This window comes from Pacificoceanicola onchidii (assembly GCF_004804335.1).
Classification (GTDB): Bacteria; Pseudomonadota; Alphaproteobacteria; order Rhodobacterales; family Rhodobacteraceae; genus Pacificoceanicola; species Pacificoceanicola onchidii.
In genome coordinates, this window is record NZ_SRXY01000006.1 from 1 (window position 1) to 14,871 (window position 14,871).

At 63.1% G+C, this 14,871-nt stretch carries 13 protein-coding genes; 6 read left to right on the plus strand and 7 right to left on the minus strand.

Annotation, left to right across the window (positions count from 1 at the left end):
- The first annotated feature begins 163 nt into the window (after positions 1-163).
- From E4662_RS15620 to E4662_RS15645, 6 genes are all read left to right on the plus strand, one after another.
- Positions 164-751, plus strand: a complete 588-nt coding sequence (locus tag E4662_RS15620; RefSeq protein ID WP_136442829.1) for an adenylate kinase — start codon at positions 164-166, stop codon at positions 749-751.
- Between the two features lie 64 nt (positions 752-815).
- The gene (locus E4662_RS15625; RefSeq protein WP_136442544.1) at positions 816-1,100 is read left to right on the plus strand and encodes a DUF4212 domain-containing protein; all 285 of its coding nucleotides are present in this window, start codon (positions 816-818) and stop codon (positions 1,098-1,100) included.
- Positions 1,101-1,105: 5 nt separating this feature from the next.
- Complete coding sequence (locus E4662_RS15630; RefSeq protein ID WP_136442545.1) at positions 1,106-2,893, plus strand: sodium:solute symporter family protein; 1,788 nt, start codon at positions 1,106-1,108, stop codon at positions 2,891-2,893.
- A gap of 273 nt (positions 2,894-3,166) precedes the next feature.
- Positions 3,167-4,990, plus strand: coding sequence for a DUF294 nucleotidyltransferase-like domain-containing protein (locus E4662_RS15635; RefSeq protein WP_136442546.1), 1,824 nt, complete (start codon positions 3,167-3,169; stop codon positions 4,988-4,990).
- 66 nt (positions 4,991-5,056) lie between these two features.
- Positions 5,057-5,548: a hypothetical protein gene (locus E4662_RS15640; protein WP_136442547.1), complete on the plus strand. Its 492-nt coding sequence runs from the start codon at positions 5,057-5,059 to the stop codon at positions 5,546-5,548.
- Positions 5,549-5,551: 3 nt separating this feature from the next.
- Positions 5,552-6,946, plus strand: a complete 1,395-nt coding sequence (locus E4662_RS15645) for a 3'-5' exonuclease (RefSeq protein ID WP_136442548.1) — start codon at positions 5,552-5,554, stop codon at positions 6,944-6,946.
- Between the two features lie 99 nt (positions 6,947-7,045).
- Here E4662_RS15645 and E4662_RS15650 read toward each other — a convergent pair whose 3' ends face one another.
- The 7 genes from E4662_RS15650 to boxC form a co-directional block, all read right to left on the minus strand.
- A complete protein-coding gene (locus E4662_RS15650) occupies positions 7,046-9,121 on the minus strand; it encodes an FAD-dependent oxidoreductase (protein ID WP_136442549.1) in 2,076 nt (691 codons plus the stop codon).
- 27 nt (positions 9,122-9,148) lie between these two features.
- Entirely contained in the window at positions 9,149-10,066 is a 918-nt protein-coding gene (locus tag E4662_RS15655) for a helix-turn-helix transcriptional regulator (RefSeq protein WP_136442550.1), read from the minus strand.
- A gap of 74 nt (positions 10,067-10,140) precedes the next feature.
- Positions 10,141-10,572: an acyl-CoA thioesterase gene (locus E4662_RS15660; RefSeq protein WP_136442551.1), complete on the minus strand. Its 432-nt coding sequence runs from the start codon at positions 10,570-10,572 to the stop codon at positions 10,141-10,143.
- Positions 10,573-10,737: 165 nt separating this feature from the next.
- Complete coding sequence (locus E4662_RS15665; protein WP_136442552.1) at positions 10,738-10,974, minus strand: hypothetical protein; 237 nt, start codon at positions 10,972-10,974, stop codon at positions 10,738-10,740.
- Positions 10,975-10,987: 13 nt separating this feature from the next.
- On the minus strand, positions 10,988-11,446 hold the full coding sequence (locus E4662_RS15670) for a flavodoxin domain-containing protein (RefSeq protein WP_136442553.1): 459 nt from the start codon (positions 11,444-11,446) through the stop codon (positions 10,988-10,990).
- A gap of 25 nt (positions 11,447-11,471) precedes the next feature.
- Positions 11,472-12,923 carry a benzoyl-CoA 2,3-epoxidase subunit BoxB gene (gene boxB, locus E4662_RS15675; RefSeq protein WP_136442554.1) on the minus strand — a complete coding sequence of 484 codons (1,452 nt, stop codon included), beginning with the start codon at positions 12,921-12,923 and terminating at the stop codon, positions 11,472-11,474.
- Positions 12,924-13,047: 124 nt separating this feature from the next.
- Positions 13,048-14,709 carry a 2,3-epoxybenzoyl-CoA dihydrolase gene (gene boxC, locus E4662_RS15680; RefSeq protein ID WP_136442555.1) on the minus strand — a complete coding sequence of 554 codons (1,662 nt, stop codon included), beginning with the start codon at positions 14,707-14,709 and terminating at the stop codon, positions 13,048-13,050.
- Positions 14,710-14,871: the final 162 nt, after the last annotated feature.

Consider the following 14,871-nt stretch of genomic DNA (forward strand, 5'->3'; position numbering starts at 1 on the left):
AGATCATGCGCCGCATCCTGCGCAAAATCGCTGAAAACGACTACGGCTCCCTGGGCGACACATCCACCCTCGCCGACCCCTCCGTCGTCGACGAACTCATCGAAAATCGCATGAATAAGGGGTGAGCAGGATGACTGAGCAAACCGAAACACTCACCCGCCCGATCAACATCATCCTGCTTGGGCCCCCGGGCGCAGGCAAGGGCACGCAGGCCGAACGCCTGGTGGAAAACCATGGCCTTGTGCAGCTTTCGACCGGCGACATGCTGCGTCAGGCCAAGGCCAGTGGCACCGAGATGGGCAAGCGCGTGGCCGAGGTGATGGAACGGGGCGAGCTGGTCACCGACGAGATCGTCGTGGGCCTGATCGAAGAGAAACTCACGACAAGCGACGCCAAGGGTTTCATCTTTGACGGCTTCCCGCGCACCCTCGCGCAGGCCGACGCGCTTGGCGCGCTTCTCGAGAAGACCGGCCAGCGTCTCGATGCAGTCATCGAGCTGAAAGTTGACGACAAGATCCTTGTCGATCGCATCGTGGGCCGTGCCGAACAGGCACGGGCTGCGGGCCAGCCGGTGCGCGCCGATGACAATGCCGAAACCCTGAACCAGCGGCTAGAAGCCTACCACGCGCAGACCGCGCCGCTGATTGACTACTACGCCCAGAAAGGCGCGCTCAACAGCGTGGATGCCATGGGCGACATCGACACCATTGCGGGCGAATTGTCCGCGATCGTGAAAACGGCCACCGCGTAATCTGCGCGGTGGCTTTCGCGTCCCTGGCAGCAGGGGCAAACGGAGGAAGAGGAGGACCCGCAAAATGGCGGATCAAACATCTCAAAACGATAGTGCGCAGGCCGAAGCCGACAAAGGCTACTGGGCTGCCAACGTTCGTATTATTCTCATCAGCCTTGTGATCTGGGCGCTGGTGAGCTTTGGCTTTGGCATTCTTCTGCGCCCTGCCCTTTCGGGCATCAGCGTTGGCGGCACCGATCTGGGCTTCTGGTTTGCCCAGCAGGGATCGATCCTGGTCTTCTTGGGCCTGATCTTTTTCTACGCCATGAAGATGAACAAGCTCGACCGTGAATACGGCGTAGAGGAATAATCCCAATGGATCAGTTTACCATCAACCTGCTGTTTGTGGGCGCCTCCTTTGCGCTTTACATCGGCATCGCGATCTGGGCCCGTGCGGGTTCCACATCCGAATTCTACGCCGCTGGTCGCGGCGTGCACCCGGTCACCAACGGTATGGCGACTGCGGCGGACTGGATGTCCGCGGCTTCGTTCATCTCGATGGCGGGCCTCATCGCCTTCACCGGCTATGACAACTCTTCCTTCCTGATGGGCTGGACTGGTGGCTACGTGCTGCTCGCCCTGCTGCTCGCGCCTTACCTGCGCAAGTTCGGCAAGTTCACCGTGTCGGAATTCATCGGTGACCGCTTCTACAGCCCGACCGCACGCGTCGTGGCCGTGATCTGCCTCATCGTTGCCTCCACCACCTACGTGATCGGTCAGATGACCGGTGTGGGCGTGGCCTTCGGCCGCTTCCTCGAAGTGGACAACACCACTGGCCTGTTCATCGGTGCCGCGGTTGTGTTCGCCTACGCGGTGTTCGGCGGCATGAAGGGTGTGACCTACACCCAGGTGGCGCAGTACTGCGTTCTCATCATGGCCTACACCATCCCGGCGATCTTCATCTCGCTGCAGCTGACTGGCAACCCGATCCCGGCCCTTGGCCTCTTCGGCGACCACGCAGCGTCCGGTGAGCCGCTTCTTGCGAAGCTGGACCAGATCGTGGCCGAGCTTGGCTTCAACGAGTACACCGCACACCACGCCGACACGCTGAACATGGTGCTCTTCACCCTGTCGCTGATGATCGGTACCGCGGGTCTGCCGCACGTGATCATGCGCTTCTTCACCGTTCCCAAGGTGTCCGACGCGCGCTGGTCCGCTGGCTGGACGCTGGTGTTCATCGCCCTGCTGTACCTCACGGCTCCGGCTGTTGGTGCCATGGCACGCCTGAACATCACCGAACAGTTCTGGCCGAACGGGTCCACCGGTGAGCCGGTTTCCGTTGAAACCATCGAGAGCGATGCCGCCTACACCTGGATGGGTACATGGCAGCAGACCGGCCTTCTGGGCTGGGAAGACAAGAACGGCGACGGCAAAATCGCGTACTTCAACGAGAAGAACGCCGAGACCGTTGCTGCGATGGAAGCGGCTGGCTGGGGCTCCGAAAACGAGCTGACCAACTTCAACCGTGACATCCTCGTTCTCGCGAACCCGGAAATCGCCAACCTGCCGGGTTGGGTGATCGGCCTGGTTGCTGCTGGTGGTCTTGCCGCCGCGCTGTCGACCGCTGCCGGCCTTCTGCTCGCAATCTCCACCGCCGTGTCGCACGACCTCATCAAAGGGTCGATCAACCCGGCGATCTCGGAGAAGAACGAACTGCTGTCCGCTCGTATCGCAATGGCCGTGGCCATCGTGGTTGCGACCTACCTCGGCCTCAACCCTCCGGGCTTCGCCGCGCAAACCGTGGCTCTGGCCTTCGGTCTGGCCGCTGCGTCGATCTTCCCGGCACTGATGATGGGCATCTTCACCAAGGTGAACAACAAAGGCGCCGTGGCCGGTATGCTTGCAGGTCTGATCGTGACCCTGATCTACATCTTCCTGCACAAGGGCTGGCTGTTCATCCCGGGCACCAACAGCTTCACCGATGCTGATCCGCTGCTTGGCACCATCAAGTCCACCTCCTTCGGGGCCATCGGCGCCATGGTGAACTTCGCGGTTGCCTACTTCGTGTCCAAGTCCACCGACCCGATCCCGACAGAGATCGAAGAGCTTGTCGAAAGCGTGCGTATCCCGCGCGGTGCCGGCGCAGCCGTGGACGGTCACTAAGTGATCCGCAGGGCCGGAACTCCCCCGGCCCTGCCTCTGTGCTTTTGTCCCGCTCCGGTGTATCCGGGGCGGGATTTTCTTTGACCCGACAGGGAAGCGACACCGATCCCATGACCAAGACCCGGCATTGCACAGAAATTGGTCTTTCCCGCGTGGCCTGCTGCCCATTCTGGGCGAAAGGAAAGGATATTGATCCGCATCTGATCAATGTCAAAGCCCGGCCCATAGGGCTTGGTACCAAGCCTTATCTCTTTTCGTCCTGAAGGAATCCTGATGTCCCTCGACACCCCTGCCCTGTTGCGTTTTCTGACCAGCGTCCACCCCTATGACACGCTGCCCCGGCCGGCTCTCGAAGCGCTTTTGCCCGCCTTCCGGTCCCGGCACATGGCCGCCGGAGAGGATATCTACAGGCTAGGCGATGCGCTCGAAGGGCTGTACCTGATCCACACCGGCGCGGTCGCTGTCAGCGATCAGAACAACGTTCAGATTTCCCAGCTGGGCCCGCGCAATTCCTTTGGCGAGCGCGGCCTGGGCCGCGACGGCTATGCCGTGACCTCCGCCAGGACAACCGAAGACACGCTGCTGCTCATTCTGCCGAAGTCCGATTTCCTGCGGCTCGTCGAAACCGAAGAGGCCGCGAAGAAGTTCTTTGACCGCTCGCGCACGCCGAAACCGAAGCGCCCCGATCTTGCCACCAGCCCGGTCGAGACGCTGATGGCCAAGACCCCGCTGACCTGCAGCACCTCCGAAACCGTGCAGACCGCAGCGCAGGCCATGGCCACAGCCCGCGTTTCGTCCGTTTGCATCACCGAAGACGGTGCGCTCAAAGGCATTGCCACGGTGCGCGACCTTTCCGGCAAGGTGGTCGGCGGCGGCCTGCCCTTCGACACACCGATCACCGATGTCATGACCCCGGATCCCCTGAGCCTGCCGCCGTCGGCCATCGGCTCGGACGTGCTGCACATGATGATGGAACGCCGCATCGGCCACGTGCCGATCTGTAATGGCAAAACGCTTGTTGGGATTGTCACGCAAACCGATCTTACGCGCTTTCAGGCCACCAGCTCCGCCGAACTGGTCTCCGAGATCGCCCATGCCCGGGACGCGCAGGAAATGGCCAAGACCACCGCGCGCATCCCGCAGCTTCTGGTGCAGCTAGTCGGCACCGGCAACCGCCACGAGGTTGTCACCCGTCTGATCACCGACATCGCCGACACCGCAACCCGCCGCCTTTTGGCGCTGGCCGAAGAGAAATTCGGCCCCCCGCCCGTGCCCTACCTCTGGCTCGCCTGCGGATCGCAGGGCCGTCAGGAGCAGACCGGCGTATCCGATCAGGACAACTGCCTGATGCTCGACGACAGCTACTCCGAAGAACACGAAACCTACTTCAAGGATTTCGCCGATTTCGTCTGTGACGGGCTGAACACCTGCGGCTATGTCTACTGCCCCGGCGACATGATGGCTTCCGCCTCGCGCTGGCGGCAGCCGGTGAGCGTGTGGAAGACCTATTTCAAAGGCTGGATCGCCAAGCCCACGTCCGAAGCCCAGATGCTCGCCAGCGTGATGTTCGATCTGCGCCCCATCGGCGGCACGGTTTCGCTTTTTGAGGATCTGCAGGAACAAACGCTGGATCTTGCGGCGAAGAACTCGATCTTCGTCGCCCACATGGTCTCGAACTCGCTCAAGCACCAGCCGCCGCTGGGCCTTTTGCGCGGCTTTGCCACAATCAAGTCCGGCGAGCACAAGAACACGCTCGATCTCAAGCACAACGGCGTTGTGCCGGTGGTTGATCTCGGCCGGGTCTATGCGCTCCAGGGCGGGCTGACCGCTGTCAACACCCGCGCCCGGCTCGAGGCCGCGCAGGCGGCGGGCGTGCTGAGCAGCTCCGGCGGGCGCGATCTTCTGGATGCCTATGATCTCATTGCCGAAACCCGGCTCGAGCATCAGGCCACCCAGATCAAGGCGGGGCACGCCCCGAACAACTACCTTGCCCCGGCAAATCTGTCGGATTTTGAGCGAAGTCATTTGAGGGATGCCTTCGTCGTGGTCAAATCGCTGCAATCGGCAGCCGGACATGGCAAGGGCATGCTGGGGTAACCGGCTTAGGCGCGCTCCGGCACCGGTTTTCGGAGCGCGCGCATGAGGACGATGGGGGGAGACAACATGTTCCTTGAACTGATCACCGTGTTTGTGGCGGGTTTCGCCGGCGCGGGCATGACTATGCTGCTGAACAAAACCAGCGGTGGGCGCTTGCCGAAATGGGTTATCCCCGTGGGCGCCGGGGCCGCGATGATCCTTGCGACAATCTCGCTGGAGTATTCGTGGTATGACCGCACCCGCGCGGCCCTGCCCGACGGCACAAAGGTGCTCAGCACCGATGCGGGCGGCGCGGCGTGGCGGCCATGGACCTACATGGTCCCGATGGTCGATCGCTTCTGGTCGGTCGATCCCGGCTCCATGCTGACCAATCAGGACAACCCCGAACGCCACATCGCCCGAGTGGTGCGCCATGGCCGCTGGGCCAAACCCGAAGCCCGCGTGGTTGCCGTCGATTGCGCCCAGCAGGTCTGGGCCGAAGGTCAGGGCGACGCGCCCAGCTGGCAGGAGGACAGCGACGTCTTCCCTATTGTCGCAACCGTCTGCGCGGAGGGCTGATCCATGGAAAATCTCAGCCTGCGCCTTCGCATCTTCCTGTTCTTCTGCCTTCAGGGGCTCGGCGGGGCGGCTCTCGTTCTGGCCGCCCTCTACTTCGGTCACGCTCGCGCCGAAGCCACAGGAACCACCGGCGCCTTCGTCTTCGCCGGGATCCTCTCGGCCTTCCTGCTGCTCGGGCTGACCGTCGGGATCTGGCTGCTGTTTGACGAAAACGTCGCCAAACCTATCGAAAAACTCGCCGCCAGCCTGCGTGCCAAAGCCCATGCTGATGTCTCGACGGATTTTGACGCGCGCTACCTCGGTGATCTCGCCCCCGCCGCCAGCGCCGTGAGCAACGCGCTGTCCCAGACCACGCTGAGCACCGCCGAACGCATTGCCGCCGAAACCGAACGGCTCGCAGCAGAGAAAATGCAGCTGACCGCCCTGCTGACGGAAATCCCTGTGGCAACAATCCTTGTCAGCGCCAAAGGGCAGATCGTGCTCTACGACGGCCAGGCCGCCGACGTGCTCAGCCAGATTCACACCCCGCGCCTGAACGCCCCCCTATCGGAATATTTCGACGAGGTGAGCCTCTCTGCCGCAGTCAAGAAAATGCACAAGACCGGCAAGGAGGTCAGCGCCACGCTGACCGATACCCACGCGGCCCAAAGCTATGACGCCAAGATAAAACCCACCGAAGGCGGCGGCTATATCCTGATCATCGATGCGGCCCATCTCGACGTCTCCCCGGAGGCCGCGCGGCCCATCGTCTATGACTTTGACCTGCTTGATGGCCAGGAAACAGATTTCGACACGACCCCGCTCAGCAAGCTCACCTTCACGGTCTTCGACAGCGAAACCACCGGGCTTTTGCCGCATAAGGACGAGATCGTGCAGCTTGGCGCCGTGCGCGTTTTGAACGGGCGTATCACACCGGGCGAAACCATCGATCAGCTGGTCGATCCCGGCTGCCCGATCCCGCCCGCCTCGACGGCTGTGCACCACGTCACCGATGCCATGGTCGCCGGAAAGCCGGACATCGGCGAGGCAGGCCGCGCCTTTCACCGCTTTGCCACCCGCAGCGTGATCGTCGCCCACAACGCTCCCTTCGACATGGCTTTCCTGCACCGGCACAAGGACCGCATGGGCGTCGAATGGGATCACCCGATCCTCGACACCGTGCTCTTGTCGGCGGTGATCTGGGGCACCACGGAACAGCACACGCTCGACGCGCTCTGCGACAGGCTCGGCGTGACCATCCCCGAACACCTGCGCCACACCGCTCTCGGCGATGCTCAGGCAACCGCGGAAGTCCTGGTCAAAATGCTGCCGATGCTTGAAGCCAGAGGCATGAAAACCTTCGGCGACGTCATCGGCGAAACCCGCCGCCACAGCCGCCTGCTCGAAGACCTGAACTGACTGCGCCTTCCCGGTTTCTTTGGGCCCCAAATACCTCGGGGAGTCGCCGAAGGCGGCGGGGCAGCGCCCCTAGAGCCTCCGGCCCAAAAAACTGAGGCTCTAACCTCCTGCCGCAGGCGAGGCTTGCGACAAAGGCGTGCCGCTCCGGAGACACGCCATCAGGAGTGGCGACGGCGTCCAGACAAGCGCATCTTCTGCCGCGAGGGCCTGCAACCGCTCCACAATATGCGCCACGCCCAGTGTATCGGCATAATGCATCAGCCCGCCGCGCCAGCGCGGGAAGCCGTAGCCAAAGACCGTCACCAGATCGATATCCCGCGCCGAGGCCGCGATGCCTTCGTGCAGGATATCGCAGGCCTCATTGATCATCGCCAGCAGCAACCGCTCGCGCACCTCCTCTTCCGAATATTCCACCCGCGTGAGCCCGGCCAGATGCGCCTCTTCCAGCGCCAGATCGGCCACGATCGGATCCTCGACCTTGCCGTTACCGCCCGGATAGCGATACCAGCCTGCCCCGGTCTTGCGCCCCAGCTTGCCCAGTTCCACCATCCGGTCCGCAATCGGCACATAGCGCCGGTTCGGATCGCGCGTGGCGTCCTGCCTGCGCCGGTTGGCATGGGCAATATCCAGACCCGAGAGGTCCTGCGCCTCGTAAGGCCCCATGGCATAGCCGAACGTCACCATGGCCTCGTCCACCTCCCAGGGCGTCGAGCCATCCATGAACACCGTATCCGCCGCTTCGCGGTAGCGCGCCAAGATACGGTTTCCGATAAACCCGTCGCAAACCCCTGCCAGCACGGGAATTTTCCGCAAACGCTTGCCAAGCGCAAAGCCTGTGGCCAGCGCCCGGTCCGAGCTGTCCGCGCCGCGCACGATCTCCAGCAGCTTCATGATATGGGCCGGGGCAAAGAAGTGCAGCCCCACGACGCGGCTCGGGGCCGCCACCGTCCGGGCAATCTCGTCGAGATCAAGGTATGACGTGTTTGAGGCCAGCACCGCCGCCGCCGGCAAGGCCGCCTCGAGCTTGGTAAAGACCGCCCGTTTGACGTCCATGCTTTCAAACGCCGCCTCGATGGCCAGCGTACAGCCTCCCGCCGCCGCATAATTACTTGAGGCGGTAAAACGGGCGCGCCGCGCCTCCGCGCCTGCTGCGTCAATCAAACCGCGTTTCAGCGACTGGCCGATGATCTTTTCGACGTTGTCCTGTGCCCGCGCGACGCCGTCCGCGTCCATCTCCAGCAGCACCACCGACAGCCCGGCATTGAGCAGCGCATAGGCGATCCCCGCCCCCATGGTGCCGCCGCCGACCACCGCGACCTGCTCCAGCGGCGCAGGCTCTGCCGTCAGCCAATCCGGCGCTTTTGCCGCCCGTTCGGCAAAGAACATATGCCGCAAGGCGCGCGCCTGATCCTCCTGGCGCAGGGTCAAAAACGTCTGGCGCTCGTCTTTCAGACCTTCGACAAAGGTCCGCTCCGCCGCCTGTTCAATCAGATCAATCGCCCGCTGCGGCGCAACCTGGTTTTTCAGCTTCTTGTGCGCCAGAGCCCGCGCCGCCGCCGCCGCCGCCGGGTCCGCCACCGGACGCGGCAGGTCCCGCACCGGCAAGGCCAGCTCCACCGTGCCCTCATCCAGATGCAGCGCGGTCTGAACCGGATCGCCCGAAATTCCATCAATCAACCCAAGCGCTTCCGCCTGTTCGGCGCTGATGGCCTTGCCCGTGGGGATCAGCTCCAATGCAGCCTTCATCCCGATCAGGCGCGGCAGGCGCTGCGTCCCGCCGGAGCCCGGAACAATCCCGAGCCCCACCTCCGGCAATCCGATCTGAATGCCCGGCGCGGCAATGCGATAGCGGCAGGCCAAGGCCAGCTCCGCCCCGCCGCCCAGAGCCACGCCATTCAGCGCCGCAATCCACGGCACCTCGCAGGCCTCGATCTGATTGATCACATCATTGAGGTGCGGTGCCACGGCAGGCCCGTCGAACTCCCGCGCATCCCCCCCGGCCGCGAAGGCCCGCCCCTTGCCGGTCAGGATCACCCGCGACAGCCCGGTCTCTGCCTGCACCCAATCCAGCGCGGCCTGCAGCCCTTCGCGCACCGCAAGGCCAATGGCATTCACCGGCGGGTTGTCCAGTTCGACGATGGCAGCCGCGCCGTCGCGGCGATAGGTTACGCTCATTGAGATGTCCTTAGAATTCAGTTCCGTTCAGTCCAGAAAGCCCCGGTCCCGGATCAGCCCCTGCAACCCTGCAAGCGTGTCCTCGACCGATTGGCCCGATGTGTCCAGCTGCGCGTGGGCGCGCTCGTACAGCGCTTCGCGGCTGTGTAGGATCGAGCGCAACTGCGCCATGGCTTCGGGATTTCCCTGCATCGGACGGGTGTCCCCCTGGGCTCGCACCCGCGCCATATGATCTTCCGGGCTGGCCTTGAGCCAGATCGTGTGAAACCGGCTGAGCAAGGCGTGATAGGTCGCCGGTTCCGCCACGATGCCCCCGGCCACAGCCAGGATCATCCGCTCATGGGTCTGGGCGATGCGGTCCAGCGCATCCGCCTCCAGCCTACGGTATCCCTCCTGCCCATAAAGCGCCATGATCTCCTCAACCGGCATGCCCCCGGCGCTTTCGATCTCGCGGTTCAGCTCGACAAATGGCAGGTCCAGCGCCGCCCCCGCCATGCGCCCCAGCGTTGATTTGCCCGCGCCGCGCAGCCCGACAAGGCAGATGCGTTCGGCCCGCTGCCCCTGGTCCGCGCCGGCGGCAAGCGCATCCAGAACCGCCTGCTGAGTCTCCCGGTCCGCAGCGCGAAATTGCTCGGCCACGGACAGCACGTCCGAGCTTTGCGGATCATCCTGCCCGACCAGCCATTCCACGCGGTATTCCAGCGCCACCGCCACCCGCTTGAGCAGACCGATGGAGATGTTGCCCTCGCCGCTCTCCAGCTGCGCGAGATAACGCGGCGACACTCCGGACATCTCCGAAAGGACACGGCGGGCGAGGCCTTTTTGCTCTCGCGCCCGGCGCACCCGCGCGCCCACCTGCAGCATCAGGTCTGCAACCGCCGCGTCGATCAGGCTCTGCCCGTCGGCGGCGGCTGCCTTGCCGCTGAATGAGGTGATTTCCGCCATGGCTCGCATCGGTTGTGTACTATAGTGCAAGTGTAGCCCTTCAGGCCCCGGAGGCGCAACCGCGGAACGGGCGCTCAGCCCTGCGGCAGATGCGGCGTCACGATGTCCCGGATGTCCTGCGGCGGCGCAGTCTTGGTAAAGGCATCCGCCACGGTAAAGACACAGACGAACCGCCCTTCGAAACAAAGGGTGCCATCCTGCTCCGCCTCCACCCGGAAGGTGATCGACGTCGCGCCCAGAGCCTCGGGCCAGGTGTGGCAGATCAGGCGATGGCGCGGCGTGATCGGCCTGCGGAAATCGAGGCTCATGTGCACAAATGGCGTGCCAAGATTGCGGTCAATCTCGAACTGGTACCAGCCCTCGCCCACATGTGTCTCCCACCAGGCATTGATCGCATCGAGCGCAAACCACGGGATGCGCCCGGTGTAGACGATCTTGGCCGGATCACAGTCACCCCAGGTGACGCGGATCTCATGGGCAAAACACCCCTCCGGTCTGTCAGCCATGCGCGAATCCTTCCGGTTCCGCCTGTCGCAACCTCGTTCGGTCGCTGCTTTGAAGTGGCAAGGCACCGCGCCAGAACCGGCAAACCCTGTGCCTTGCAAGGACATACGAAGGGCGCGCCTGTAGGCCGGGGCTCTGCCCCGGCACCGCTGCGGGCAGGCGGCCCATCACAGACGCGCAGGGCGGCGCAGGGACAACACGATGTCCGGCACCACCATCAGCTCAAACAGATCCCGATCCCCGTCGCATTGCGCCAGCGCCGACCGCATCTGCGCCGACAGATCCTGCGCGGCGGCACCGCGCGCCTGCCGAGCCGCCCGGCGCGCCGCATTGAAACGCGCCTGCGCGGAAATCACCGTGCCTGCCTCCTGCAAAGGGCCGGGTTTTCTTGCCGAGGCGTTCATGCCTGCATGCTCCTCAGGCCGCCTTGGCCTGAAGCAGGGCGAGGATACCGTGCAGCCACGGCACACCGATGTCCTCCGGCATATCCGCCCCCGATGCGTCGAAAATCCCGCGCTCGCCCACCTGCTCCGCCTTGCAGGCCAGCAGTTGCTCCATGAGGGTTTTCGAGCCCTGCGCGAAGGTCTCCGCAAACACCATGTCGCCCAGCCCGAAGATCGCGAACCGGATGCCGGACAGGTCGGGCTTGGTCTCCGCCAAAGCGTCGGAGAAGGACACCGCTGTCGACGGCAGATCGCCGTTGCCGTAGGTCGAGGTCACCACGATGTGGAACTCCTCCGGATCGAGATCCGCCGGATCAACCGTTCCCATGTCCGAGATGCGCGATGTGACATCGGCCCCAAGTTCGTCCTGCATATCATCGCAGAGGATCTCGGAATTGCCGGTCTCCGTGCCGTACAGAAAGTGAATTTTCATGCGTTCGCTCCTGTTCGCGTGGCCGTCAGGCCATGTGCAACTTCACGTATTCAAAGTCACCCGGCTTGTTGTCGATGCCCACCTTTGGCGGCGCAATCCAGCTGGCGAATTTCCCCGGTTCATACACGGGCTTCATCAACGATTGGATAAAGTCCCCATCCGCGTGGGTCGGCAGCCAGTCATTGACCTTGGCATCATAAGCCGCCCCAGAGATCATCTCGCCGTCGGGATCAAAGGTCTTGCCCGCAAACACGCCAATCTTGCGGTGGAACGCCTCATGCGGCAGCTTCAGCGCAAAATCGATGTTCGCTTTCTCGATGATCTTGTTCCAGCGCCGGATCCCGCCCGAGGCATCGCGGGTGTAATCGTCGCGCAGGCGCATGTTGATCGCGGTCAGCGCCGGGACTTCCTTTTGTACCGCCTTGCCATCCTCGAAATCCCAGACCGTGTAGGTGTCGTCCTTGAGCTGGTGATCATCGTCGATGCGCGCCTCAAGATAGCGCCCCTTGATCCCGGCGTTGAAAGCATTGGCCGCGTTGGTCGAAACCTCCTGTCCGAACAGGTCGAGCGAGAGCGTGTAATGCAGGTTCAACTTTTTCTGGATCGTCGGAAGATCAATCACCCCCAGATCGCGGATCTTGTTCACGTCATAGGGATCGGTGATCCCTGCCTTGTTCATCGCCTCGACCGTTGCCTGAATGGTGCGCGACACGCCGGTCTCCCCCACAAACATGTGGTGCGCCTCTTCGGTCAGCATGAAGCGGCAGGTGCGGCTGAGCGGGTCAAAGCCCGACTGCGCGAGGCTTTCAAGCTGCATCTTGCCGTCGCGGTCGGTGAAATAGGTGAACATGAAGAAGGACAGCCAATCCGGCGTCTCCTCGTTGAAGGCCCCCAGCATACGCGGCGCTTCTTCGGAACCGGACGAGCGGATCAGCATCTCATCCGCCTCTTCGCGGCCATCCTTGCCGAAGTATTTCTGCAAGAGGTAGACCATCGCCCAGAGGTGCCGCCCCTCCTCCACGTTGACCTGAAACAGGTTGCGCATGTCATAGAGGCTCGGCGCGGTCAGCCCGAGAAAGCGTTGCTGCTCAACGGAGCCCGGCTCCGTATCACCCTGAATGACGATCAGGCGCTTGAGCATGTTGCGATACTCGCCCGGCACCTCCTGCCACGCCAGATCACCCTTGTGCTCGCCCATGGGAATGCGGCGATCCTCCACCGCGGGCGCCAGCAAAACGCCCCAGCGGTATTCCGGCATCTTCACATAGTCGAACTTGGCCCAGCCCTTGGGGTCCACGCTGACAGCGGTGCGCAGGTAGACCATGCTCTCCTGAAAGTTCTGCGGGATCAGCTTGTTCCACCAGTTGATGTATCCGGGGTGCCATTTCTCCAGCGCCTTGAGCACCTTGCGATCCTCGGAAAGCCCAACGTTGTTGGGAATTTGCGTGTCGTAGCTGACGTTGATCAGGTCAAGCATTCCTCTGTCCTCCTCAAAGGGATCGGGGCACAGCCCCGCCCTACTGCATCCATCACCGGGACCAACCGCTGACCTGCAGCGACCGGGGCCCGTAGGGCGGGGCTCTGCCCCGCCGCCGTGCGGGTCAGACCCGCTCCATGTCAAAGGCCCCGCGCACGCCGGTGCCGTAGCGCTGCAAAGCGCCCTCCGCGCCGACCGCATTGGGGCGGTTGAAAATCCAGTTCTGCCAGGCCGTCAGTCGGCCAAAGATACGCGTCTCCATGGTCTCCGGCCCGGCAAAGCGCAGGTTGGCCTCCATGCCGGTCATCGCATCGGGGCTGAACGAAGCCCGCTCTTCCATGAAGATGCGGATCTCGTCTTCCCAATCGATGTCATCAAGGATCTCGGTCACGAGGCCCAGCGCATCCGCCTCTTCCGCCTCCAGCGCCGCGCCCATGGCGTCTTTTGCCGCCACAACCGCCTCCGGCGTGCCGTAGAACCGGGTCTCCAGCCGGGTCAGATCGTTGCCCATGGGCACGGTGCCAAAGTTGGCTTGGGTCAGGGTGATGGCGGCGATGGGGCGGTTGTCGCCTTCGAACTCGTCTTCCATCATGTAGCTGCGGTCCACCGCAAAGAGCAGCTCGGCCAGCAGACCGGTGTAACAAGAGCCATGCTCCACCAGCGCCACGAGGCTGCGCGAAGTCACATCGACGCGCTTCAACACGCGCTTCCACAGCATCAACACCTCATTGGCCAGCCAATGATCGGCATTCTCCAGCAGGAGCGCCTCATGCGCCGCATAGGCCTCCGGATCGCCCTGGGTCTGGATCTCCCAAAGCCCCAGTTCCATTTCGTTCAGGCGCAAATGCAGGATTGCGTCATCGAACTCGCGCGCAAGCCGCAGCATATAGGCCTCAGCCCCCTGCGCCGTAAACGCGTCCATATCCGCGGGCGCGTCTTCTTTGGGCCCGTGCAGCGTGATCACCGCCTTGCGCCCGGCGCGGTCCACCGCCACCTCGACGCTGGAATAGGTTACGCTGCCGTCCTCGCCAAAACGCCGATCCAACGGTGTCAAAGCGATGCCCTGCGCCACATCCTGCTTGGACGAGTCCGCCGCCATCTGCGCCACGCGCTCGGCCACCACCGTGTCGAACTTCGCGTTTGAGATCACCTCGTCCACAAGGTTCCACTGCTGCGCCCGCTTTCCGCGCACGCCTTCTTCGGTCGAGCAGAACACATCCGCCCGGTCCCGCCGCACCTTGCGCTTGTCCGTGACCCGCGTCAGCCCGCCTGTCCCCGGCAAAACCGCCAGTAGCGGCACCTCCGGCAAAGACACCGCCGAGGCGCTGTCATCGGTCAGAAAGATGTGGTTGCAGGCCAGCGCCAACTCATAGCCGCCGCCCGCGCAGGCCCCTTTGACCGCCGCCACGTATTTCTGGCCGCTGTCGGCCTCTGCCGCTTCAAAGGTGTTGCGCGTCTCGTTGGTGAACTTGCAGAAGTTCACCTTGTGGGAATGCGCCGCGGCGCCCAGCATACGGATATTGGCCCCGGCACAGAAAATCCGATCCTTGGCGGATTTCATCACCACGACCTTCACCTCCGGGTGCTCAAAGCGCATGCGCTGCACGATGTCGGACAGTTCGATATCAACGCCAAGATCATAAGAATTCATCTTGAGCAGATAGCCATCGAACAGCCCGCCGTTCTCATCCACATCCATGACCAGCTCTGCCACGGGCCCTTCGTAGCTGACACGCCAGTGTTTGTAGGCGGCTGCGTCCACCTGAAAATCGATGCGCTTGGTCATCTGCGTCTCCTCGTGATCAGGATAATCGCATTATAATGCAAACTACCCCGCCTTGCGGTCAAATTTAGCATTATAGTTCCTGCAATCAAGCTCTCTTTGGAAAGCTCTTTCCCTGTATTTTCATTTAGTTAACGATTTACGCATTATAATGCATACAGAAAG

What these genes read in the sequence shown, in the direction of transcription:
- E4662_RS15640 (WP_136442547.1), top strand. Translation starts at nt 5,057, where the DNA reads ATGTTCCTTGAACTGATCACCGTGTTTGTGGCGGGTTTCGCCGGCGCG.
- E4662_RS15655 (WP_136442550.1), bottom strand. Translation starts at nt 10,066, where the DNA reads ATGGCGGAAATCACCTCATTCAGCGGCAAGGCAGCCGCCGCCGACGGG.
- E4662_RS15650 (WP_136442549.1), bottom strand. Translation starts at nt 9,121, where the DNA reads ATGAGCGTAACCTATCGCCGCGACGGCGCGGCTGCCATCGTCGAACTG.
- boxC (WP_136442555.1), bottom strand. Translation starts at nt 14,709, where the DNA reads ATGACCAAGCGCATCGATTTTCAGGTGGACGCAGCCGCCTACAAACAC.
- E4662_RS15630 (WP_136442545.1), top strand. Translation starts at nt 1,106, where the DNA reads ATGGATCAGTTTACCATCAACCTGCTGTTTGTGGGCGCCTCCTTTGCG.
- E4662_RS15625 (WP_136442544.1), top strand. Translation starts at nt 816, where the DNA reads ATGGCGGATCAAACATCTCAAAACGATAGTGCGCAGGCCGAAGCCGAC.
- E4662_RS15670 (WP_136442553.1), bottom strand. Translation starts at nt 11,446, where the DNA reads ATGAAAATTCACTTTCTGTACGGCACGGAGACCGGCAATTCCGAGATC.
- E4662_RS15660 (WP_136442551.1), bottom strand. Translation starts at nt 10,572, where the DNA reads ATGGCTGACAGACCGGAGGGGTGTTTTGCCCATGAGATCCGCGTCACC.
- E4662_RS15645 (WP_136442548.1), top strand. Translation starts at nt 5,552, where the DNA reads ATGGAAAATCTCAGCCTGCGCCTTCGCATCTTCCTGTTCTTCTGCCTT.
- E4662_RS15665 (WP_136442552.1), bottom strand. Translation starts at nt 10,974, where the DNA reads ATGAACGCCTCGGCAAGAAAACCCGGCCCTTTGCAGGAGGCAGGCACG.
- E4662_RS15635 (WP_136442546.1), top strand. Translation starts at nt 3,167, where the DNA reads ATGTCCCTCGACACCCCTGCCCTGTTGCGTTTTCTGACCAGCGTCCAC.
- boxB (WP_136442554.1), bottom strand. Translation starts at nt 12,923, where the DNA reads ATGCTTGACCTGATCAACGTCAGCTACGACACGCAAATTCCCAACAAC.